A 22,658-nucleotide genomic window follows, 5' to 3' on the forward strand; every position below is an offset into this window, starting at 1 on the left:
TTCAGGCCACCCGCCGCAACTGCCTCGCTGCATTGGCAAACAACGGCGCGGCACGTTCGACCGCGAGGGTGATCCTGTCGGCCAGCGACTTGCTGCCCACCTGATACCCATCGAAATCCGCCGTGGACGCGTACACACCGATTGGCAACGTCAGCGCCTGCAGGAAGCTGAACAGCGGACGCAGTTGGTGCTCGAGCACCAGCGCATGACGGTCACTGCCACCAGTGGCTGCCAGCAGTACCGGCTTGCCTGCCAGCGCATCCATGCCCACCAGGTCAAACAGATGCTTGAAGTGGCCGGGGAACGAACCTCGATACACCGGCGCCGCGGCAATCACGAGATCCGCCGATTCGATCGCGGCCAGTTGTGCCTCGATGTCGGGCGGCAGTTCGTCGCGGGTCAACGACGCGCCGAGCGGTCGGGCAATCTCGCTGAGGTCGACAATCTGCGTATCCAGCACGAGCCGTTGATCCAGTTCGGCCAGCAGTGCCTGCACCAGTACGAGCGTGCGGGACGGTTGATGAGCACTGCCATTGACGGCAACGACTTTGAGCGGGGTTGACACGGTAAGTCTCCGGGGCGGGAATCGGTCCCCTACCTTAGCGCCCCGTCCGTGCGTTGCGAACGAAGCAATTCGACTATGGATAGATGCAAAAACGGCGACCATTGGCCGCCGTTCCGCATCAAGCCAAGGTTGTGGGACCTTGTTGCTTAGAAGGACGGCACCATGGCGCCCTTGTACTGGGCCTTCATGAACTGGCGCACTTCTTCCGACTGATAGGCGGCCACGAGCTTCTTCACCCACGGCTTGTCCTTGTCCTGCGTGCGCACGACGATGATGTTGGCGTAGGGGCTGTGGATGTCTTCCAGCGCGATCGCGTCCTTCGTCGGCTGCAGGCCCGCGGCCAGCGCGTAGTTGGTATTGATCACGGCGGCGGCCACGTCAGGCAGCGCACGGGCAAGCTGGGCAGCGTCGAGTTCCACGATCTTCAGCTTCTTCGGGTTCTCGGCCACGTCGAGCGGCGTGGCGTTGACGCCATTCGTGCCCACGCCCGGCTTGAGCTTGATCGCGCCCTGGGCGGCCAGCAGCAGCAATGCGCGGTTCTCGTTCGACGGGTCGTTCGGCACGGCCACCTTGGCGCCCTGCGGCAGATCCTTCGACGACTTCAGGTTCTTCGAATAGATGCCCAGCGGCGAGATATAGGTGTAGCCGACGCTGGTCATCTTGTAGCCACGCTGCTTGATCTGGCTGTCCAGATACGGCTGGTGCTGGAAGCTGTTGGCGTCGAGGTCGCCCGCGTCGAGCGCGGCGTTCGGCTGCACGTAGTCGTTGAATTCGACCACCTTTACGTTCAGGCCGTTCTTCTTGGCCACCTTCTGCACCACTTGCCAGACTTCGGCGTCGGGGCCACTGACGGTGCCCACGCGGATCGTCTGTTCCTGAGCCGCCGCGTTGCCGGCGGCTACGATACCCAGCGCCACGGTTGCGGCAGCCAGGGTCTTTGAAATCGAGAGCATTTTCATAGGTCTTGTTTTCCTGGGAATCGAGGAGCCGCCAAGAGCAGATGTCATGGCGGTCAGGCCTCGCCGGGTAAGCGGCGCTATCAAACTGAAGCGAAGCGGCTCTGGCTTGGCGCCTGGCCGCAGCCAGTACAAATCGTACGGCGAAGCCGCGCAACGACGCCGGAATCAGTTCGATAGTGCAGCCAAGGCGTGGCCGAGGCCGAAGCTTACCTTATTGTTCCTCGGCGCTCCTCAGTGCTCCTCGGTGTGCTCCGTAGTCTGTCCAGGCTCCTTGTCCACCGGATGGCTGGCAATGGCCGGCGCATTCTGCCATCCACCACCAAGCGCCAGGAACAGGTTGATCTGATCCATCGCAACCTGCGCGTCGGATGCGGCCAGCGCGGCATCGGTATTGGCCAGCGTGCGGTCGGCATCCAGGCTCTGCAGATACGGCGATCGGCCTGCCTGCCACAGCAGCCGGTTCTGACGGGCTGCCTCATTGGCCTTGTCGCGCGCCGAGCGCAGCGACGCGTTCCGGTCCAGTTCGTGCGTATAGGCCGACAGCGCAGTCTGCGTCTCGCGCAGCGCCTTCAGCACCACGCCGTCGAAATGAGCCAGCGCCCCTTCGGCCCCGTACTCCATGTTGTGGATGCGCGCGCGCGTGCCGCTGGTCGGGATCGTCCACGAGATCGCGGGGCCCCAGCCCCAGTGCGCGGTCGGCGCCTGACCAAGGTGGTCGAGAATACCGGTGAAACCTGCCGATGCACCGATGCGAATCTGCGGGAACAGGTCCGCGGTAGCCACGCCGATCTTGGCCGTGGCCGATGCCAGCTCGCGCTCGGCCTGGCGAACGTCCGGTCGGCGCTTGAGCAGCGCCATGCCATCGCCAACGGGCAGCGCCTGCTTCAACGCCGGTACGTGCTCGCACGCCACGCTGCTGACATCGAGCGCAGTCGGCGGCTTGCCCAGCATTACCGCCAGGCGGTATGCCGCACCTTCCTGCTCCGCACGATACTTCGGCAGTGCCGAACGCAGGGTGTCGGCTTGCGCCTCGGCGCGCAGCAGATCGGTCGGCTGACCTCGGCCAGCATCGACCAGTTTCTGCGCCAGCTTCACGCCGCGTTCCTGCAGGTCGAGCTGATGCGCGGCCACATGTAATTCGTGCGTGGCTGTGCATCCTTGCACATACGCACGCACGGTCTCCGCCACCACGCCCACACGGGCTTGGTCCAGCGCCGCATGGCTGGCCTGCGCCGATGCCAAGGCGGCTTCGTCGGCACGCTTGAGCTTGCCCCAGAAGTCAATCAGGTACGAAACATTGAGACCAATGTCGCCGAAGTTCATCACCGGAATCTTCTCTTCGTGCAGCAGCGGTTCGCCAGCGATCTGGCCGCGCTCCGCACTGGCCCGGAACTTCGTTTCCGGCAGATTCTCGGCTTCCACCTCGTGATACACGGCGATCGAGCGCTTCAGGTTGGCAGCGGCCACACGCAGGTCGGTGTTGGCCACCAGCGCCTGCTGCACCAGCTCGTCGATACGGGGATCGTCGTACAGACGCCACCAGTCGTTCGGAACGTCGCCGATCGACACCGCATCGCTGTCGGTGCCGGCAAACGGTCCATTGGCGGCCGATGACTTCACGACCGCATCGTCGGGCACCTTGTGATCAGGGCCGACGGTCATGCAAGCGGCCAGCGCAAGCGGCAACATCGCCGCCAGCGAGGCACGGGCAAAGCGTTTCACTGCACTGCTCCGGTTGAGGGCGCGCGCTTGCCGGCCAGCGCAACCTTGTCCTGCGAGGCACTACGGCCGGCCGCCGGCGCGGTCGGCTTGTCTTCCGTTTCCCCGATATTCTTCTCGTCATCGGCCTTCACCGATACGGTGGCCGTGCGTCCTGCCACCAGGCGCACATCCTCGGGCATCTGGTCGAACTGGATGCGCACCGGCACGCGTTGCGCCAGACGCACCCAGTTGAACGTCGGGTTCACGTTCGGCAGCAGGTTCGAACCATTGGTGCGATCACGGTCTTCGATACCGGCTGCGATGCTCTGCACATGGCCGTGCAGCACGCGCTTCTCGCCCATGACGCGGATATCGACGGGGCTGCCGATATGAATACCCTTCAGCTTGGTTTCCTCGAAGTAGCCTTCCACGTGGAACGAGTTCGAATCGACCATCGACAGCACCGGCTTGCCGGTCACGACGTAATCCCCCAGACGCGGCAGCCGGTCATTGACGTAGCCTTCCACCGGGCTCACCACGTGGGTGCGCTCCAGATTCAGCTTCGCCACGCCGATCGCGGCCTCGGCCTGTGCCAGCTGGGCCTCGCCCTGCTGCACCTTGGCCAGCCCTTCTTCGACGATTTCCTTCGAGACCACCTCGGAAAGCGTCTGGCTGCGCTTCGCCTCGCGGCGTGCCTGGGCCAGATTGGCGCGCACCGCCGCCGCCGTGGCTTCCGCCTGACGCAGCGCCAGCGCATAGCGTTCGTGGTCGATCTCGAACAGGACGTCGCCTGCCTTCACATGCTGGTTGTCCTTGACCGCGATCCGCGTGACCAGCCCGGAGACATCGGGCGCCACCTGCACCACCTCGGCGCGGATGTGGCCGTCGCGCGTCCACGGCGCCACGGTGTAGTAGTCCCACAGGTGTTTGACAACGACCGCGCCAACGGCGGTGACGGCCAGCGTCAGCACGACTGGCCCGAGCGAGGAGAGTCTCAGTTTCATGATTGCAGCGAGGGCACCAACGCAACCACCCCACCGAGGACGATCGCATATAGCGCCAGGTTGAAGAGGGAACGGTGCCACACGAGCTTGTAGAAGCCGACACGCGTCAGCACCGCCCGCGCGGCGCTCGTAATGACGAAGGCGGCAAGCATCCACACCAGCAAGCTGGGGATGTACACGCCATAGATACTGATTTCACCGGGCATCATGCTTTTCCGGAAACGGTTGCCGGCACCAGGACCGGCGGAAACAAGGCAACCTGAAGGTCCACGAGGGCCGCCAGTGCGATACGCGAGCGCACCTTCTGCTGAGCCTTGCCCAGCCGCGTCAGCAACGCCGGCGGCGGCGCATCGATGGCACCTTTCAAACGTGACTGGTAATAGCCGGACACGCTGCGCAGCACGCGATTCACTGCATGCTGCTCATCGGCTTCCAGCTCGGCCATCTCGCGTTGCAGCGCCAGCGTGCAGAGTTCCACACGCACTTCGCTGAAGCCGTCGGCAGACACTTCGCTTTCGCTGGCAGCCAGCCGGGGAACGAGTTGCGCCAGACGATCAAGCATCCGCGCGCGCAGCGTCGAATGAGACTCCGGACGCGTACTCACGGCGTTCTCGGCAATGTCGCTCCAGCCGGACCGCACCAGCCGGCGCGTTGCGGCTCGCGTGCCGAAAGGCCGCACCGCCAGCGTCCAGACCAGGGCGAACGCAATCCCGGCGATACCTGCCAGGTTGCTGTTGAAGAAACTCTGGAAATTCGCGCTGTAGGCGCCCGAGATACCGATGTCGTTTGCCGTAACCACGGCCAGTGGCATCCCGATCATCGCCAGGCGCGGCTGCGCCACCAGCAGGCCGATGATCAGGTACGGCACCGCGAACATCAGCACCAGCATCTCGAAATCGTGCGCGACCGGCAGGACCGCGAACAGCATCACCATCGAGATCAGCAGGCAGACCACGTTCCAGTTGAAGAACGACTGGATCATCGGCGCGGGCTCGTCGAGCGCGGCGAAGAAACAGCACGAGATTGCGCCAAGCGCCACAGCACCCGCGCCATCGGCCCAGCCCGTGTGAATCCAGATCATGCCCATCGCGAAGATGGCCAGCGCCACCGTCACGGTCGAGAACAGCAGCATGCCGTGGTCGTAGTGGCGGGCGCGGCCAACATCCCAACGCAGGAACTCCGGCAGCCATTCGCCTTCGATGTGCTTTTCACCAAGGCGGCGGCACAGCGAGACGCAGTCGTGCCACAAGGCCGCCATCTGCTGCAGACGGTCTTCGGCTGCTGCGACCAAGGCGGCATCCCAGCCCGCCTGAACGGGCGTGGACGTCAGTTCGGGACGCTCCCCTTCCGCGGCGCCCGCCTGAATCCAGGCCTTCACCGCCCGCATCTTCGCGGCCAGGGGTTCCGGCACGCCGCCGGCGGACTGCATCGATTCAACGACGGTAGCCAGGGACGACATGACAGGCAGCAGCATCGTCATGCGGCCACGCAATTCACGCGCGGCACGCACGCGCTGGGCACTTTCGGCGTCGTAGCTCAGTTGGCTGATGAGTTGGTCCAGCGCCAGGATATCGGCGGCCAGACGATGGCGACTATGGTGGCGCGACACCTGCTTGCCGGGGCTTGCCGACAGCATGTCGCTCGCCCACAGCGTCGCATCGGCCATCCATTGGCGAGACTTGTCGCGCAGCACATTGGCTACGCTGGCCGGAAACACGACCGCACCAACCACGCTGGCGCACAGGATGCCCAGGCAGATTTCCTCGGACCGCGCGACGGCAAGATCGAAGATGCCGGCTGGATTATCGACCGAAGGCAGCGCAACGAGCGGCAGCGTATAGGCCGCCAACATAAAGAGATAGCTGCGCGGCGTGCGATGCAGCAGCGCCACGTACAAGAGGCAGGCCGTCCAGATCGCCACGGCGCCCATCAGCAGAGGCGGCGCGTTGACCAGTGGCGGGACCATCAGAATGCCAGCGGCGGCGCCCAGCAGTGTGCCCAGCACGCGATACAGCGCCTTGGAACGCGTGGCGCCGGTCAGCGGATGCGCCACGATATAGACGGAGCCCATCGCCCAGTAGGGGCGCGGCAGGCCGAGATACATCGCAATCCACAATGCCAGCATCGCTGCGACGAAGGCCTTGATGGAAAAGACCCAATCTCTCGCGGACGGCCAACTACCCATGTTGCTCAGGACTCCTGCTTGCCCGATGTAGATGCGGCCGCGCGCGCCAGAGCGTCGAACACGCGCAACGTGGCCGCCATGTCCGATTCGCTGATATCGGCGAACACCTCGGTCCGCAATTGTTTCAGCGCCACCTCGATCAACTCCGCCATGCGCTCGCCCTCTTCCGTCAGGGACAGCACATTGGCCCGGCGATCACTCGAATCCACCTCGCGACGCACCAGCCCGGCCGCGCTGAGTTGGTCGACCAGACGCACCAGCGTCGCGCCTTCCACGCCCACGTAATCGGCCAGGGTCACCTGGCGCACACCACCGCCCAGACGGCGAATGAACAGCAGCGGCGCGGCAGCCGCGGCGGAAATCCCGTGCGCGGTCACTGCGGCCTGGCTGATCTGCCGCCACTGGCGCCCGGCCAGCATCAACTGGCCGGTAAAGGCGAAAAGAAGGGAATCGATCTTTGGCATGGGCAGAATGATAGATGTGAATCTATTAGGATGCAAATGATTTCTCTGCGAACTAGTTAATGTGCATCAAGAGACTCTCAATGCTGTGCGGAAATTTGGAGATGGGACGCAATCGTCGCCTCGGCACCCCTGGCAGCGCCTCAGAAATATCTGAAAACATCCGTCGACAACAACGTTACGGGCACTTCCGCAGATCGGCGATATCCGCCTCTACTTCATGAAAATACAGTCGCCCCAATCAGGCCCGCATGGCCTGCCCACGAGGACCGTCGATGACAATCACCATGGCGACCGCCCGGCGCCGAGCAAGGTTCACGCTGGCGACACTGCTCGCAGCGCTGATCGGGATTGGGTTGATAGCGCTGATGGCAACCCACCTCACCACAGAGGCAGAACCCTCCCAGGAAGCGGCGCTCCGCTACAACCTGCTGGCAATGAGAGAGGCGATCACCCGATTCCACGTAGACCATGGCCACTATCCGCCGTCCCTCGACACCCTCGTGCAACGCGCCTATTTGCACAGGATTCCGCAGGACCCAATCACCCATACCGCGGACAACTGGGAAATCGTACCGCCGCCAATCGACGCACAATCACCAACGATGCTGGAAGACCGCGCGATTGCGGGCGTATTCGATGTCCGCAGCGGAGCGCTCGGCGTAACACATGAAGGCACTCCGTATCGCGAGCTTTAGGCTTTTAATTCTGCTGAACGTCTTGGCTTTGGAGTTTGCTGCGGGAAAGGTAGCCACTCCCACAGCGGACAACCACGTGGGCGGAAGCGACGCGGGGCCAGCGCCGCGTGCCCGCTTCAGTATTTTCTGAATCCAGAATCCGCGATTTCAAAATCGTAGAAAACCGATATTCACGTCGGGTCAACTTCGCCATGATTCGCGCCCAGATCAGGTGATCTGGGCCCTCCCCTCGCCTGTGATTGCCTGATACCGGATGCCGTCATCCCGGCGCGCTCCTGAGACAAGGACATCGACATGGCCGAAGGTTGGAATGACGCAGCGAAGCTGGTAGCAGGTAGGCAAGTCTATTTTCTGGAGGTCCCTGGCGCATCGAGCGCGGCAGAGCTTTCAGTCGTGTCGTTCGAAGCCGTCGAACGGCTGGGAGATCCCTACAGGGTCACTGTCCAACTGACGCATCCGCTGGAACTGGATCGGGCTGAGTACCTGAACCGGAACGCCACCTTCGTCATCAATGCGGGGGGTGATAGCGAACCCCGCAAATTCGCGGGCTGGATTTCCGAGTTCTCGAAGACCCGCCAAACCCGTGACTTCTGTGGCTACGAGATCGTGGTCGAGCCGCTAGTGTCGCGCCTGAAGCTCACGCAGGCCAGCCGCATCTACCAGCAGAAGACCGCCCCGCAGATCATCGAGGCCGTCCTGCGCCGCCACGACCTCAAGGGCCACCAGTTCGCATTCAATCTGCGGCGCAGATATCCGCAGCTTAGTTTCCGAATGCAACACCAGCTTTCGGACTGGGACTATATCCGGCTGCTGATGGAGCAAAACGGGATCTATTGCTATTTCGCGCCAGGCAAGTTCGGGGAGCAGATCGTCTTCGGCGACGACATCGACCACTACATCTACCAGCCGCAACGGATCGTGCCGTACCGCGAGACGGCCGGGCTCGAATCCGGGCAGGAGACAATCCTCTCGCTCAAGACCCATGCGAAGACCATCCCCGAATCGTTCCGGGTGGCGGATTACAACCAGAACAAGGCGTGGGAGCGGCTCACCGGCGACGCCAACGTCGCACGCAAGGAGAATACCTACGGCCAGTCCTATGTCTTCGGCACGCACCACCTGGACTTTGATGAGGCCAAGTGGGAAGCGCTGCTGCGGCATGAGGCGAAGTACGCCGAACAACTGGTCTACGCGGGCGAAAGCAATGTACTCGCGCTGTGCCCGGCGCGCATCCTGCGCCTCGACCTGGCGCTGCCCGATGCGCCCAACGGGCAGGTCATCACGGAAGTCGTTCATACCGGTGCCCGCGACGCCGCGTATCGCAACACCTACAAGGCCATTCCCTCGGACCGGCGCTTCCGGCTGCCGCTAGGCGAAGCCGATTGGCCGCGCATTTCCGGCACGCTAAGTGCAAGAATTACCTCCCCCGGCGACTACAAATACGCCTGCCTGACGCAGCAGGGTCAGTACATCGTCCGCTTCGATTTCGACTTCGACACCTGGCCCAACGGCGGCGAAAGCGTGCCGCTGTGGTTCGCCAAGCCGTTTGCCGGGGCGAACCAGACGGGCTTCCACTTCCCGCTCATCGACGGCACGTACGTAGACGTGGCCTTCCGTGACGGCAACCCCAACAAGCCGTACATTTTAAGCGCGCAACACACCAGCCAGCACCCTGAACTGATCACCAATCAGGACCGGTGGATGTCGCGCAACGTGCTCCGCACGCAGAGCGACAACGAGTTCGAAGCAGAAGATTGGGAAGGCCAGGAGCACGTCAAGGTCTCCACCGAGCATTCGGGCAAGAGCCAACTCACACTCGGCCACATCGTCGACGGCAAGCGCGAGAAGCGCGGCGAAGGATTCGAACTGCGCACCGACGCCTGGGGGGCCGTGCGCAGCGGCAAGGGACTGTTCCTGAGCGCCGACAAACAGGCTAGCGCGGGCGGACAGGTCCTTGACATGAGCGCCGCGCTAGAGCAATTGCACGCCGCTCAATCGCGCATGCAAAGTCTGTCCGACGCGGTACGCGAGGCGAAAGCGGTCGTCGCCGACTGCGAGGCGCAGAAGACGATGCTGGAGACCCAGCTCAAGGACTTGCAGCAGGCGGTGCTACTCGGCAGTGCCCCGCAAGGGCTTGCGCTGACCAGCGGCGGGCACATGCAGTTCTCGTCGGCAGGCCACCTTTTCACGACGGCCGGGGGCAATGCCGACGCGGCTGTTGGTGGCAACTACACCGTGGCCGCCAGCGATGCCGTTTCGCTGTTTGCCGGCGCCAAGGGCATGAAGTTCTATGCCGGGGCTGGACCGGTCGATGTGCAGGCCCAGGGCGATGCGATGAGCCTTACCGCGCTCAAGGGCGTCACGATTGCCAGCACCAGCGACTCTGTCACGCTCGTTGCCGACAAAGCGCTCACGCTGATGTGCGGCGGTGCCTACATCAAGCTGGCACAGGGCCTGATCACCATCGGCAGCACCAGTGACATCCAGTGCCATGGCCCGCTGCGCATCGGGCCATCGGCCGGACAGCATCACGCGCTGCCGCAGTTGCCGACGCAGAAACAAACCGGGCTGCAACTCTGGCATGCCTACCCGAACGGTGAGCCAGTCAAGAACGCCAGCTATGTGGTGCAGTTTCCTGACGGCACCACGCGCTACGGCACCCTGGATGCCAATGGACGCGGCACCCTGACTAACGTGCCGCGTGGCGGCGGCACAGTCCACTATTTCGAAGAACCCGGCGACCTGGAGAGCCGGGCCAGGAAATGGCGGGAGCCTCAACTCAACGCCAGCGCGCTGCCAATGCCTGCAGGCGCTAACAACGGTTTGCCAAGCCTCACCGGGCCAATCATGGCGACCGCCGCCAGTCAGGCGCAATCGGTTGCCGGCCCAGCGCTGACCAAATCCGCGCTTGGCACCGCAACCGGCAAGGCTGCGAAGGTCGTTGCCACGCTCGACAAGGCAATGGCAGACGCCAGCGCCGACACGACACCGACCGCAGGCCTGCCCGCTCAGGCAAAGACCCTGACGTAACCCGCCCCACGCGCATTCCTGACAACATTTCTCTTCGCCGATCCCGTCACCATGGCCGCCACCGAGACGCCTCATAGCCCCGCCCGTCAGATTCCCCAGGCCGTTCACGACAATGCCCAGGCCAGGCGCGTGGTCCTCAGTCCTGTCCCGGCACCTGTCACGGCCCCTGTCACCGCCCCCACGCTAGTCCATGGCGCCATTGACTCGGTGGCCGATCACAGCCACGAACTCTTCATTCAGTGCCTGTACATGGTTCCCGTCGTGGGCAATGCCATGTCGCTGTGGGATGTGGGCACCGACGTCTACCGGCTGTGCAGCCAACCGAGTGCCGCCAAGAATCTGTTCGAGTGGGGCATTCTCGTCATCGACGCCATCGGGGTGGTGCCGGCCGCCGGCAATGCGAGCCGCCCTGCGCGCGCCGTGGTCAAGGAGGTGTTGCTCGCCTTCGCCAAGGGGCAACGCACCGCTGTCCTGGTGGATCTGTTCTGGGCCACCGCCGGCGGCGATGTGATCGAGTTCATGGCGCATCTGGACGAACACCTCAAGCGCTGGCAAGCGGACATCATCAAGGGCGTGCAACAGGCGACCCGCACGATCCGCACCTTTGTGCAGAACCCCATATCGGCCGCCGAGCAGATAGGCGTGATCCGCACGAACAAGGGCTTCTGGTCGTGGGTGCCGTCCACCGAGGAGGTGGCGTTATACGGCATTGATGAACTGCTCAAGCTGTCCGGCCAGCGCACCGCCATTCTGGCGTGGCTGGACGAGTTCGAACGCAATACCGAGCCAATGATCCGCGCGGCGCTGGGTGACGCGGCCAAGGCCGGCACGTTGCTGTTCATGGCGGCGCAAATCGTGGCGGAAATCAAGGCGCGGCGCGGGCGTGGCAAGACACCCTCGCACACCGCCCAGGCTGCGCCGGGTGAATTGACCGAGCCGCACCGCAAGCCTGGGGAGCACCGTGATACCACGCAGAAGCCCGCGAAGCCGAGCAAGACGCCGGCCAGGGACGGCTGCGGCTGCCCGATAACGGCGAGTCCCAAGCCGGTCAACTACGCCATGGGCGACGAGAACCTGGCGCAAACCGATTTCGTGCTTGATGGCATCGTACCCATCGTGTGGACGCGGCGTTACCGCTCCAGCCTTTGCGCCTACGACAACAGCCCCCTGGGCGCGCGCTGGAGCAGCCCCTATCACCTGTCGCTCGCGCCGCAGGACGATGGGTCGTTCCTCTTCTTCGACCCGGACAATCGTCCGGTGCCGCTGCCGGCGGTTGAGGTGGGCGAGTCGGTCGAGGTGCCGGGCGAGCAGTTGACCCTGCATCGACCGGATGGGCGACAGGTGCGGCTCACCTATCCCGATGGCGCCTCGGAGGCCTACACGCTGCACGGCACGCGCTACCGGCTCACCACGCGCAGCCGGCGCGACGGGATGGCGCTGATGCTGTCTTATGACAACCACGGCAACTTGATCGGCATGACCGGCGGGGCCGAGGCCACCATCCGGCTGGACTATGTCGAGGGCCGGGTGTCGGCCATCCACCGGGTTGACCTCAATGGCGATATCCAGCAGACCCTGGCGCGCTATCGCTATGACCGGGCCGGCGACCTCGTACGGCATGAGAACGTGCTGGGTCATACGCGTAGCTTTGCCTACGTGCAGCACCTGCTCACCCAATACACCGATTTCAACGGCAACGCGCATCACCTCGAGTGGGCCTGGCCTGGGCGCGCGCACGGCCTGCCGGCACCGGCCGATGCAACATGCGTGCGGACGTGGATTGGCAAACACGCGGACGACCCACGCGAGGACACGCGCTTCGAATATCACCGCGAGCATTGGTACACCAAGGTCACCGATGCGGACGGCGGCATCACCTATCAGCGCTACGACTATCACAACCGGATCGTGATGGTCGAGCACCCCGACGGCAGCAGCGAGCGCTTCGAGTGGGATGACCACAACAACGTGGTGGGCGTGACCAACGCCGAGGGTCAGGTGCAGCGCTTTGCCTATGACGAGCAGGGCCGCGCGACCGCCGTGACCGATGCACTGGGCAACACGACGCGTACCGAGTACGACGCCGCAGGACTACCCGTCAAGGTCACGGCGCCGACTGGCGAAGTCACGCAGACCGCGTACGACGAACTGGGCCACCCGGTGTCAGTGACCGATCCGGCCGGACGCATGACTCAATACGCCTGGAGCGGCGCGGGACTGCTGCTCGCGCTCACCGACCCGAAGGGGGGCGTGCAGACGTTCACTTACGACCACGGCGGACGGCTTACCTGCGTACAGGACTGTTCGGGCCACGAGACCCGGTATTCGTACGACGCCAACGGCTTTCTGCTGCAACGGATCGACGCCGAAGGCCACAGCACCGGCTACCGACATGACGCCAGCGGGCAGTTGCTGACGCGGACGCACCCGGACAAGCGCGAAGAGCGTTTTACCTACGACCGCGAGGGCAACCTCACCGCTTACACCGACGCTGCAGGCCAGGTGACCGAGTACAGCTATAACGCGCGCCACCAGCCGACCCTGCGGCGCGACGCCGCAGGCCGCGAACTTTGGTACTTCTACGACAAGCAATGGCGGCTGGCACGCCTGCAGAACGAGGCTGGCGAGGCAACACGCTTCACCTACGACGTGGTGGGCCAACTCGTGAAGCAAACCGGTTTCGATGACCGCACGGTGCAGTATGCCTACGACGCAGCAGGCCGCCTGATCGGTACCGTCGAGGGCGAGATGCGCACGGACTACGAGCGCGATCCGCTGGGACGGTTGACGCGCCGTAGCGTACGTGCCGAGGGGCTGCGCTCGTCCGTGGACGAGCATTTCCACTACGACGCGCAGGGACGGCTGGTCACCGCCGGGAGTGGCGTAAGCACCGTGCAATTGCACTACGACGACGCCGGCAACCTGGTGGCCGAGCTGCAGCGCCATGGGAGTGCGGGGAGCGGTTACGTCACGGTCAGCCGTCACGAGTACGACGCGCTGGGCCATCGCACCCGAACCACCCTGCCAAACACGCGCACGGTGGACTGGCTGCGCTACGGCTCGGGCCATCTGCACGGCGTGCAACTCGATGGGCAGGCGCTGCTGGATGTTGAGCGCGACGGCCTGCATCGCGAAGTCGCCCGCCAGCACCGGGGCTGGCGCCAGACGCGCGCCTACGATGTCAACGGGCGGCTGGACAGGATCGCCGTGCACGAGAGAAAGGGAGAGGGAGACGCCGACGTGCCGGGCGCTTGGATCGCCCAGCGCCAGTACCTGTACAGCCAGACCGGCCATCTCGCGCGCATCCAGGACCATGCGCGCGGCGTGACCGACTACACCTACGATCCGGTCGGGCGTCTGCTCAAGGCCGCATCGCCGGACCTGACCGAGGTGTTTGCCTTCGATCCGGCGGGTAATCCGGTCGACCCGGACAAGATAGCCCCACGCCCGGAGGTGGAGAGCAAGCCAGACAAGGTACTGCGCCACGCGCGGGAGGCCGCCGAGGATGCGGCGTGGCTGCGCGAGCATCCGGGCGAGAAGTATGCGCCGCTGCGCTGGGATGAGCGGACCTCGCGGGACAGGGAGAAGCTGAAAGCCTGGGAGGCGTCGCTGCCGCGCTGCGTGGGCAACGTGCTGCGCGAACTCTCGCGCACGCGCTACGCGCACGATGCGTATGGCAATCTCGTGCGGCGCACCGAGCCCAACGGCGTGACGTGGCTGTACCAGTACGATGCCGCCAACCGGCTGGAGCGGGCCGACCGCTACGCCACGCCGCCGCCGGCTGAAGCACTGAAGCGCATCGAGCGCACCGCAGACGGCGTGCTGCACGCCTTCCCGGCCAGGGTCGAACCGGACATGCAGGTGCGCTTCCTGTATGACGCGTTCGGGCGACGCACGCTCAAGGCGGTCGAGCGGGCCGGCCGCCTTGAGCGCACCTTCTTTACGTGGGACGGCGACGTGCTGCTGATGGAGGAACGCTTCCTCCAGGCAAAGCCGCAAGCGTTCACCCCACATGAATACCAGCCCATCCCGATCATCCGGGAGCATCCCGAAGATGCGTACTCGGTGCCGGTGGCGCAGCGCCAGCACACGCTGGCGCAATCCCACCAGTGGCAAGGAGCTTCGCTGTATCTGCACGAGCCGGACAGCTTCGTGCCGCTGGCGCGGCTGGACGAGACGCTAGTGGAACCTGCCTTCATGGCGACGGGCACTGATGGACGGTATGTGCAGGTGCCGGCCAAGAGCCGGCACGCGACGCTCTTCTACCTGAATGACCACCTGGGCACCCCGCAGGAGATGGTCGACGAGTCAGGCAAGGTCGTGTGGCTCGCCCGGTACAAAGCCTGGGGCGGGCTAAAGACCACACACAAGTCGGCAGACCCGGCCGAGACCACCAACGCCATCCGGTTCCAGGGGCAGTACCATGATGTCGAGACGGGGCTGCACTATAACCGGCACCGGTACTACGATCCGGGTAGTGGGCGGTTCATTTCCAAAGATCCGGTTGGGCTGGCGGGTGGGATTAATGTTTATGCGTATGCGCCGAATCCAACGGGGTGGGTTGATCCGTTCGGATTTTCAAAGATCCCGGCAACCGCAGGAAGAAAACAAACGTCGCAGAAGCCAAATCAAAACTCGAAATGTCCTTGCAGAAAGGAGTGGGAAGTCAACCGTTTTGACCGGGTCTGTGAGGCAACACTGAACGGGACTCGAGTCAAATATTTCCGTGATCCCAATACAGAACTGTGGTGGTCTCAAGATACCGAATGGCATGGAGGTTCTGCTTGGAAGGTAATGGCTCAAGCTGGCAACAATTTTGTTCATAGGCAAGACGCTGACATTTACGGCGACTATATGAATAAGCACAAGGGCAATACCGGAAAAACAATGCCAATGGGCGATATGAAGTGCCGGAATGCAGAGGGGAATGAGCAATGATACACAGCGCAGAAGAATTCAAGCGATATGTTGAAAGCGATAACGAAGAAGAATTTTTGAAATCTCGAGATGCCGCTTCCGACTATGTGTGGTTTGATATTTTATCAAAGTATCCTGATTTGGCTCGTCAAGTCGCATTTAACAACACAATTTCGATGAGTGTGCTGGAGAAATTGTCAGATAGCGAAGACAGTGAGGTTCGCTGGAATGTAGCAACAAAAAGAAGGATCAACCGACTCATCTTCGAACGCCTAGCACATGATTCAGATTCAAGTATCAGGCATCGAATAGCATGCAACCCAAAGGTACCAGCAGATATTCTGACTCAGCTTGCGTCAGATGACGATGAGCTTGTAGCAGAGGCAGCGAAGAAAAGACTGAAGATCTAGCTGAGTAATGCGTTGATGCAGAGGTGAGGCTGCACTACAAGCGGCACCGGTATTACGGTCCGGGCAGTGGGCGGTTCATGAGTCAGGACCCGATTGGGCGGGCGGGTGGGATCAATGTTTATGCGTATGCGCCCAATCCGGCTGAGTGGGTTGATCCCTTTGTCTGGAAGCCAGTCCGGACGGGACGATCGTAGTCTTCGGCACCCTCCGTGCCTGAACAATGACCTCGCACTTACAAAAGTAATTCCATGACCTCTATTGCTTTCGTCGGCGACGCCACGACTCACGGCGGCGTCATCCTCACAGGCTCGGATACCATGATCGTCATGGGACGCAAGGCTGCGCGGGTGGGCGACCTCGTGTCCTGCCCTCTCCCCGGTCATGGCATCAATCCAATCATCGAAGGCTCCGACATGCTGACCGACAACGGCAAGGCGATTGCCCTGCACGGGCACCGGACCGCGTGCGGCTGCACGCTGATTGCGCTGAGCACGGATGCCACGATTCGCAAGTGACCTCGCGCGTCAGATATCGTCGATATTGGTCCCACAGTGAGCCATCCTCGACCGGGTCCGCGCCAAGAACCATCCGCAGATCACAAGCAGCACCGGGCAACCGGGCTGGACTTTCCCCGGGCAATATGGCATAAGACCCATTGCCCCATAACGCCTGACGCCGGCTGACTACCAGTCGAGCGCCCCCGAATAGAAAGCCAATGTCCCGCTTCCAGCGCCTCGCCACAGTTTCCCGCCGTGCTCCGCATGGCAGGACTGCGTGCGCCCGTGGAATGCAGGCTGGCATTGCCGCCACACACCTGACCGCCCCGGTCCCGCGCGCCGTGCTTTTCCTGGCCGTGCGGGCAACTCGGGACACCGGCATCCGGACCTGAGCTTTCCCGCACGGCACTTTGCATTTGGACGCCACCCCTGGCGCCGCAATTCATCGTGCATCCTGGAGAAAGCCATGACCCCCGTCTACCGAAAGACCATCTGCGCCATCGTGGCCGTCGCCGCGCTCTACGTCCTGATCAATAGCTGACGGAAGAGGCGCCTCATGACACTCACGCTTGCAATGCCCTCCTGGGGGCAGGTACTGGCACGCATACTCGAACTGCGCATCGACGTCAGTTTGTCGCCCGGCGAAGTGGAGCGCGAACTCGACACGCTGCACGACCGCATCCGCCAGCCCGGTGACAAGCTGCACGATATGCCGGTGGTGCCAACCGCTCTGCCGGGCGTGCGCCTGCGTTATCGCGAAGCCGATGGCGAGTATTACGTGTACGTCGAAGACACGCGATATGGACGCATCGCCGGCTATACGGTGTTCAACCGCCTGATCGAGGTCAGCCGACGCACGGACCGAGTGGTACGCGCGCCCCACACGAAGCTCGGTCCGGCCTATCAGCGCTGCGGCCTGGCCACGTCCATCTACGGATGGGCACTGGACGGCGGTCTCTGCCTGATCAGCGGCGCGCGGCAGTCTGCCGGCGCCAATGCCTTGTGGGGGACGCTGGCCAGGCGTCACACCCGCGGCTACGTGGATCTACGCGACAAGTCGATGACCTATCTCGGCGAGTCCGTCAGCGAGACCGTGCAAGCCGATCTGCACACTCGCATGATCCTGCTGGGCCAGGGCTGGACACTCTCATCGTTCGCCGACGCCACCGGTATGCGTTGACCCCTGCGACGGCGGCTTCAGACCGCTGTCGCTACCGGGGCTACCGGGGCCGGCTCGACGGCGAGGCTCTTGCGCAGATTGTCGAGCATGTCGTCGACCATCTCCTGCAGGCCGAACCGTGGCTGCCAGCCCCAGTCCGCACGCGCCGCGCTGTCGTCGATCGAATCAGGCCAGCCCTGTGCGATCGCCTGACGGTAGTCAGGCGCGTAGCGGACTTCAAATTCAGGCACGCGTAGCCGGATCGCCGCCGCGATTTCGGCCGGCGTGAAACTCACTGCGGCCAGGTTGTAGCTGCCACGTTCGCGCACCTGTTCGCGCGGGGCCTCCATCAGTTCCAGCGTGGCCCGGATGGCATCGGGCATGTACATCATCGGTAGCCGCTCGTCTTCTTTCAGGAAGCAGGTGTAGGGCTCACCGCGCACGGCGTGGTGGAAGATGTCGACGGCATAGTCGGTCGTGCCGCCGCCCGGCGGGGTCTTGTGCGAGATCAGCCCGGGATAGCGCACGCTGCGAACGTCGACGCCATGGTTCTCGAAGTACCAGCGACACCAGCCCTCGCCGGCCTGTTTCGAGATGCCGTACACGGTAGTCGGCTCCATGACCGTCTTCTGTGGTGTGTCGATGCTCGGCGTGGTGGGCCCAAACGCGGCAATCGAACTGGGCCAGAACACGCGCTCGATGCCATGATGCCGCGCGGCTTCCAGCACGTTCAGCAGACCTGTCATGTTCAGGTTCCAGGCCCATTGGGGCGCCTTCTCCCCCGTCGCCGACAGCGCGGCCGCCAGCAGATAAATCTGCGTGATGCCGTGCCGCTCGATCACGGTCGTCAGCTCACCGCGATCCGTCACGTTAAGCATCTCGTGCGCGATATGGACGTGGCGGCCGGTCGGCACCACGTCCGACGTCACCACCTGCTCACGCCCATGGCGTTCCGCCAATGCCAGAGCCAGCTCCGATCCAAGTTGCCCGTTTGCGCCGATGATCAGGATTTTCGGCACGGCTGTTGTGGCGGCTGTCATCGAATCAGCCCCAGTTCACGGCCAGCCTGGCCAAAGGCATCGAGAGCGGACTGCAGCGTCACCGCATCGTGCACAGCGCTCATCTGCACGCGGATACGTGCCTGTCCCTTCGGGACCACGGGATAGAAGAAACCGACTACGTACACACCGAGTTCCAGCAGTCTGTCAGCCAGCTGCTGCGCCTTTTCGGCGTCATAGACCATAATCGGCACGATCGGATGGTCACCGGGCTTGATGTCGAAGCCAAGCTTCGCGATGCCCTCGCGGAAGAAGCGGGTGTTCTGCTCCAGCCGGTCCCGCAGCTCGGTACTGCCTTCCAGGATATCGAGCACGGCAATGCTGCCGCCAACGATGGCCGGCGCCACGGTGTTCGAAAAAAGATAAGGTCGGGAACGTTGGCGCAAGAGCTCGACGACTTCCTTGCGCCCGGAGGTAAAGCCGCCCGACGCGCCACCGAGCGCCTTGCCCAGCGTGCCCGTGATGATGTCGATCTTGCCGAACACCCCGCGCGCCTCGTGCGTGCCTCGCCCACGCGCGCCCATGAAACCCGTGGCGTGGCATTCGTCGATGCCGAGCAGCGCGCCTTGCTCGTCGCAGATCTTCCGGATCTCGTCCAGCCGCGCAACGGTGCCGTCCATCGAGAACACGCCATCGCTAAAAACAAGCTTGAAGCGCGCGCCATCCGCATCGGCCTGCCGCAATTGGGCGCGCAGGTCTTCCAGATCGTTGTGCCGGTAGCGAAGGCGCCGTGCCTTGGACAGGCGGATGCCGTCGATGATCGATGCGTGGTTCAGTTCATCGCTGATCACGGCGTCTTCAGGGCCGAGGATGGTCTCGAACAGCCCCCCGTTCGCATCGAAGGCCGAGCCATAGAGGATGGTGTCCTCGGTGCCCAGGAACCGGGCCAGACGTCCCTCCAGTTCCTTGTGCAGATCCTGCGTGCCGCAGATAAAGCGTACCGACGACAGCCCGTAGCCATGCGTGCGCAGCGCCTCGTGCGCGGCTTCGATGACCTTGGGATGCGACGACAGCCCAAGGTAGTTGTTGGCGCACAGGTTGATCACCTCGCGACCGTCCGCCGTGCGGATCTTGGCGCCCTGCGGCGTGGCGATGACGCGCTCGCGCTTGTACAGGCCCGCGGCGCGGATCGAATCCAGCTCCGCGCGGATGGATGCATAAAAGGCCTCGGCACTCGACATAGCCAGACTCCCGGTGGTAGTGTCTCGGAACGCTCAATTCGATAAATCGAACGTGTTCTATATAACGAACATGTCGTGCACTATAACGAACAGATGACGATGTCGCAACCCTCCTCCGCCAAAACGCCGATGACGGCCGAGGGGCCGCCAGCCGTAGGCAGCGCGCTGCAGGCGCTTCGGCAGAGCCAGCAACTGTCCCTGGACGAGCTGTCGCGCCGCGCCGGTGTCTCCAAGTCTATGCTTTCGCAGATCGAACGAAACCTGGCGAACCCGACCGTGGCGGTGCTGTGGCGGTTGGCCAACGCGCTTGGCGTCAGCCTGACGGACTTCCTGGCACAAGGGACTGCTGCGCCACAGGCGCCCGCCATCACCGTGGTGCCACCACATGCCACGCCGGCGCTCAAGAGCCCCGATACCCGCTGCGAGCTACGCATCCTCGGTCCGATCGACATGGCGGGGCGCTTCGAATGGTATGAGCTGTCGATCCAGCCGGGCGGCGTGCTGGCGTCGGAGCCACATGAAGCAGGCACGCAGGAGCATCTGTCGGTGCTGACCGGGTCGATGACCGTCCGGTCAGGTGGCGACGAGAAGAAGCTGAAGCACGGCGATACCGCACGCTACGGCGCGGATGTGCCGCATGCCATTGGTAATCCGGGCAAAAGCGTGGCAACGGCCTTGCTGGTCGTGGTTCACTCGGGGACCTGATCCGGCCATCGCGCTCGCTGCCGATGTCCCTGCGCCCGCTGAGGTTTTTTGATCGGCCGTATGATCACCCGCATGCGACTGATACGCGCCTGATGGGCACTCAACAAGCGCGTATCCCATGAGTACCCGCTGAAACGTTTTGACATGTATCCGTCGTGTATCGGCCGGAACCCGTAGCGGGCGGTCCCGTCCAACCCCTTGACTGTCGACCGACCATCACGATGCGATGCAGCGTGAACGGTTCGTGAAGATGGCTCAACATCCCGCCGAGGGCGTGCACTACAGATGCGTCCCCGAGTCCCCAGCAACCGCTCCCCTCTCGCCAAGGAGATGACTGTGCTGAGTCCACATGAGTTGGCCACGCTGATGCTGATCGGCAATGGCCCCCACACCCGCGACGACACCGCCGCGACCCACGCACGGGAAATCGATCCCGTGGATCTTGACGCCCTGATCGCCCAACGGCTCGTCGTGCTGGAGTCCATCCAGAACGATAGCGGGCAGATGGCCTGCCCGCAAATCACCGCGCACGGCATGTCGATGCTCAAAGCCGTAGGACGTCTGAACTAACGCTTCAACCGCAGCCCCCGGGTACCTGGGCCGGCATCATCGCACCGACGCTGCTGCCGGCACCTTGTATCCATCCGTCAACGTGTTCAGGAACGCGATCACGTCGCGCATTTCCCCTTCAGTCATCAAGGGCTTGTCGCCAGGCTTGCCGCCGAACGGGGCTTCCATGTTGACGTTGGCCTGATAAGGCTCGGGCAGGTCATCGAACTTCCACACCTTGCCGTCCTTGCCGCGCGGGTACCACTTCTGCGGCTTCACATCGCGTTCGGCGTAGAAGTGCAGCACTTCGTCCAGAGAATGGAATACACCATTGTGGAAAAACGCATGACGCAGTGCAACGTTGCGCAGTGACGGCGTCCGGAACAGGCCGCAATAGTCGGCGCGATCCTTGAGATCGGTGCGATCCGGGCCGCAGAGTCCCAGATCGTGGAATTCGGGATCGGCATTGCCGGCAAGCTTGCGATTGCGCGGCGCCCCCACGGCGATGAATCCGAAATCCGAGAAAGCCGGAAATGCGCCCTCGCGAATATCGCCCGGATGGCACGCGGCGCAATTGCCCTTGTTCGGATCGTTGAAGACGCGCAGGCCGCGTGCCTCCTGGGGGGTGAGCTTTGCCTGCCCGCGCAGCACGGCGTCGTACTTGCTGGTATAGGGATAGAACTCCGACGGCGTCTCCTGGAACACCTCCAGGGCCATCAGCACTGCATTGAACGCGGTTTCGTCGTCATCAAGCACATCCTGCCCCAGCACCTTGCGGAAGGTTTCGGCATGGGGCCCCTTCCGGATCTTCTCGACCACCACGCGCGGCTCGCCATTGGCCATCTCGTGCGGCGACAGCAACGGGATGCGCGCCTGCTCGTGCGCGGAGTTCGCGCGACCATCCCAGTTGTGCCCACCTGTCGGACCCTGATCCTCGGCGTCGTTGCCGTCGTTCTCGTGATAGTGGTCGGTATAGGCCGGCACGTTCTGCACGTAGCGCAGCGACGGCGCGGCACGCACGCCCGTGCGACTCATGTCGACGCCGCCGAGTTGCACGGACAGATCATTCGGCGGCCCATAGGCGTGATCGGGGCTATGGCAACTCGCGCACGACTGCTTGCCCGACGCCGAGAGCGCTGGATCGAAGAAGAGCGTCTTGCCGAGAGCCGTCAGGGCCGGGATGTTGGGCCGACGCTCGGCCATCATCGCGTAGAACGGCTTCGGGCCAGCGGGCTTTGGCGCGCTAGCCACGCTGACGACTGCCACCGGTTGCGCCGCGGCGGCCGGCGTGCCCGCAGCCGCCTCCTGCTTGCCGCAGCCCGAGGTCAGACTGACCAGAAGCGCGATCAGCAGACCGCCTGCGGCACGCAGCCACGTGATCGGCGAGGGAAACGCGGCATTCCAAAGCAGCGGCGGCAGGGTCATGACGGAACGATGACGGCAAGGATGAGGGTTGAATGGCGCAGCGAGGCTACGTCACATCCGTGACACACACGTGTCAGGTCATCGAAATGACATCAGGCACCCCACTCGCGTCGGCCACCACCGCCGGTTTCCGCCTCATCATCAACTTGACACA

The 22,658-nt window shown here is 63.5% G+C and carries 19 protein-coding genes; 9 read left to right on the plus strand and 10 right to left on the minus strand.

Annotated elements, in window-relative coordinates; all coding sequences use genetic code 11:
- Position 1: 1 nt before the first annotated feature.
- From msuE to RN01_RS08100, 7 genes are all read right to left on the minus strand, one after another.
- Positions 2–565 (minus strand): FMN reductase, encoded by a 564-nt coding sequence (gene msuE / locus RN01_RS08070; RefSeq protein ID WP_008651203.1) that lies wholly within the window; start codon positions 563–565, stop codon positions 2–4.
- A 146-nt stretch (positions 566–711) separates the two neighbouring features.
- Positions 712–1,524 (minus strand): MetQ/NlpA family ABC transporter substrate-binding protein, encoded by an 813-nt coding sequence (locus tag RN01_RS08075; protein WP_008651202.1) that lies wholly within the window; start codon positions 1,522–1,524, stop codon positions 712–714.
- Positions 1,525–1,755: 231 nt separating this feature from the next.
- Positions 1,756–3,246: an efflux transporter outer membrane subunit gene (locus tag RN01_RS08080; protein WP_024569412.1), complete on the minus strand. Its 1,491-nt coding sequence runs from the start codon at positions 3,244–3,246 to the stop codon at positions 1,756–1,758.
- On the minus strand, positions 3,243–4,229 hold the full coding sequence (locus RN01_RS08085; RefSeq protein WP_024569413.1) for an HlyD family secretion protein: 987 nt from the start codon (positions 4,227–4,229) through the stop codon (positions 3,243–3,245). The genes RN01_RS08080 and RN01_RS08085 overlap by 4 nt, the downstream gene beginning before the upstream one ends.
- Positions 4,226–4,435 (minus strand): DUF1656 domain-containing protein, encoded by a 210-nt coding sequence (locus RN01_RS08090; RefSeq protein WP_008651199.1) that lies wholly within the window; start codon positions 4,433–4,435, stop codon positions 4,226–4,228. Before RN01_RS08090 ends, RN01_RS08085 begins: the two co-directional genes overlap by 4 nt.
- Positions 4,435–6,414 (minus strand): FUSC family protein, encoded by a 1,980-nt coding sequence (locus tag RN01_RS08095; protein WP_017514802.1) that lies wholly within the window; start codon positions 6,412–6,414, stop codon positions 4,435–4,437. Before RN01_RS08095 ends, RN01_RS08090 begins: the two co-directional genes overlap by 1 nt.
- A 5-nt stretch (positions 6,415–6,419) precedes the next feature.
- Positions 6,420–6,878 (minus strand): MarR family winged helix-turn-helix transcriptional regulator, encoded by a 459-nt coding sequence (locus RN01_RS08100; protein ID WP_017514801.1) that lies wholly within the window; start codon positions 6,876–6,878, stop codon positions 6,420–6,422.
- Positions 6,879–7,150: 272 nt separating this feature from the next.
- Here RN01_RS08100 and RN01_RS08105 point away from each other — a divergent pair, with 272 nt between their 5' ends.
- The 7 genes from RN01_RS08105 (at position 7,151) to RN01_RS08125 (ending at position 17,607) form a co-directional block, all read left to right on the plus strand.
- A complete protein-coding gene (locus RN01_RS08105) occupies positions 7,151–7,573 on the plus strand; it encodes a type II secretion system protein (RefSeq protein ID WP_024569414.1) in 423 nt (140 codons plus the stop codon).
- A gap of 294 nt (positions 7,574–7,867) precedes the next feature.
- Positions 7,868–10,603: a type VI secretion system Vgr family protein gene (locus tag RN01_RS08110; RefSeq protein ID WP_017514223.1), complete on the plus strand. Its 2,736-nt coding sequence runs from the start codon at positions 7,868–7,870 to the stop codon at positions 10,601–10,603.
- 51 nt (positions 10,604–10,654) lie between these two features.
- On the plus strand, positions 10,655–15,541 hold the full coding sequence (locus RN01_RS08115) for an RHS repeat-associated core domain-containing protein (RefSeq protein WP_024569415.1): 4,887 nt from the start codon (positions 10,655–10,657) through the stop codon (positions 15,539–15,541).
- A complete protein-coding gene (locus RN01_RS33845) occupies positions 15,538–15,930 on the plus strand; it encodes a hypothetical protein (RefSeq protein ID WP_128646640.1) in 393 nt (130 codons plus the stop codon). The genes RN01_RS08115 and RN01_RS33845 overlap by 4 nt, the downstream gene beginning before the upstream one ends.
- A 23-nt stretch (positions 15,931–15,953) precedes the next feature.
- Entirely contained in the window at positions 15,954–16,124 is a 171-nt protein-coding gene (locus RN01_RS32930) for an RHS repeat-associated core domain-containing protein (RefSeq protein ID WP_082019908.1), read from the plus strand.
- 54 nt (positions 16,125–16,178) lie between these two features.
- Positions 16,179–16,445: a PAAR domain-containing protein gene (locus tag RN01_RS08120; RefSeq protein ID WP_011519228.1), complete on the plus strand. Its 267-nt coding sequence runs from the start codon at positions 16,179–16,181 to the stop codon at positions 16,443–16,445.
- A gap of 538 nt (positions 16,446–16,983) precedes the next feature.
- A complete protein-coding gene (locus tag RN01_RS08125; protein WP_017514365.1) occupies positions 16,984–17,607 on the plus strand; it encodes a hypothetical protein in 624 nt (207 codons plus the stop codon).
- A 17-nt stretch (positions 17,608–17,624) separates the two neighbouring features.
- On the opposite strand, the gene RN01_RS08130 is transcribed toward RN01_RS08125, so the two are convergent.
- Positions 17,625–18,626 (minus strand): NAD-dependent epimerase/dehydratase family protein, encoded by a 1,002-nt coding sequence (locus tag RN01_RS08130; protein ID WP_017514366.1) that lies wholly within the window; start codon positions 18,624–18,626, stop codon positions 17,625–17,627.
- On the minus strand, positions 18,623–19,825 hold the full coding sequence (gene kbl / locus RN01_RS08135; RefSeq protein ID WP_017514367.1) for a glycine C-acetyltransferase: 1,203 nt from the start codon (positions 19,823–19,825) through the stop codon (positions 18,623–18,625). The genes RN01_RS08130 and kbl overlap by 4 nt, the downstream gene beginning before the upstream one ends.
- Positions 19,826–19,924: 99 nt before the next feature.
- Between kbl and RN01_RS08140 the strand changes: the two genes are divergently transcribed.
- Entirely contained in the window at positions 19,925–20,530 is a 606-nt protein-coding gene (locus tag RN01_RS08140; RefSeq protein ID WP_024569206.1) for a helix-turn-helix domain-containing protein, read from the plus strand.
- Positions 20,531–20,866: 336 nt separating this feature from the next.
- Complete coding sequence (locus RN01_RS08145) at positions 20,867–21,100, plus strand: hypothetical protein (protein WP_017511564.1); 234 nt, start codon at positions 20,867–20,869, stop codon at positions 21,098–21,100.
- A gap of 36 nt (positions 21,101–21,136) precedes the next feature.
- Here the strand turns inward: RN01_RS08145 and RN01_RS08150 are convergent, their stop codons facing one another.
- Positions 21,137–22,504, minus strand: coding sequence for a cytochrome-c peroxidase (locus RN01_RS08150; protein WP_017511563.1), 1,368 nt, complete (start codon positions 22,502–22,504; stop codon positions 21,137–21,139).
- Between the last annotated feature and the right edge of the window lie 154 nt (positions 22,505–22,658).

Origin of the sequence: Cupriavidus sp. SHE, assembly GCF_000812445.1 — a bacterium.
Taxonomy (GTDB): Bacteria; Pseudomonadota; Gammaproteobacteria; order Burkholderiales; family Burkholderiaceae; genus Cupriavidus; species Cupriavidus metallidurans.

Bases quoted from the DNA above. Each gene is read 5' to 3' on its own strand.
- RN01_RS08075 (WP_008651202.1), bottom strand. From the start codon at position 1,524: ATGAAAATGCTCTCGATTTCAAAGACCCTGGCTGCCGCAACCGTGGCG.
- RN01_RS08085 (WP_024569413.1), bottom strand. From the start codon at position 4,229: ATGAAACTGAGACTCTCCTCGCTCGGGCCAGTCGTGCTGACGCTGGCC.
- RN01_RS08090 (WP_008651199.1), bottom strand. From the start codon at position 4,435: ATGCCCGGTGAAATCAGTATCTATGGCGTGTACATCCCCAGCTTGCTG.
- RN01_RS08095 (WP_017514802.1), bottom strand. From the start codon at position 6,414: ATGGGTAGTTGGCCGTCCGCGAGAGATTGGGTCTTTTCCATCAAGGCC.
- RN01_RS08100 (WP_017514801.1), bottom strand. From the start codon at position 6,878: ATGCCAAAGATCGATTCCCTTCTTTTCGCCTTTACCGGCCAGTTGATG.
- RN01_RS08105 (WP_024569414.1), top strand. From the start codon at position 7,151: ATGACAATCACCATGGCGACCGCCCGGCGCCGAGCAAGGTTCACGCTG.
- RN01_RS08110 (WP_017514223.1), top strand. From the start codon at position 7,868: ATGGCCGAAGGTTGGAATGACGCAGCGAAGCTGGTAGCAGGTAGGCAA.
- RN01_RS08115 (WP_024569415.1), top strand. From the start codon at position 10,655: ATGGCCGCCACCGAGACGCCTCATAGCCCCGCCCGTCAGATTCCCCAG.
- RN01_RS33845 (WP_128646640.1), top strand. From the start codon at position 15,538: ATGATACACAGCGCAGAAGAATTCAAGCGATATGTTGAAAGCGATAAC.
- RN01_RS08120 (WP_011519228.1), top strand. From the start codon at position 16,179: ATGACCTCTATTGCTTTCGTCGGCGACGCCACGACTCACGGCGGCGTC.
- RN01_RS08125 (WP_017514365.1), top strand. From the start codon at position 16,984: ATGACACTCACGCTTGCAATGCCCTCCTGGGGGCAGGTACTGGCACGC.
- RN01_RS08130 (WP_017514366.1), bottom strand. From the start codon at position 18,626: ATGACAGCCGCCACAACAGCCGTGCCGAAAATCCTGATCATCGGCGCA.
- kbl (WP_017514367.1), bottom strand. From the start codon at position 19,825: ATGTCGAGTGCCGAGGCCTTTTATGCATCCATCCGCGCGGAGCTGGAT.
- RN01_RS08140 (WP_024569206.1), top strand. From the start codon at position 19,925: ATGTCGCAACCCTCCTCCGCCAAAACGCCGATGACGGCCGAGGGGCCG.
- RN01_RS08150 (WP_017511563.1), bottom strand. From the start codon at position 22,504: ATGACCCTGCCGCCGCTGCTTTGGAATGCCGCGTTTCCCTCGCCGATC.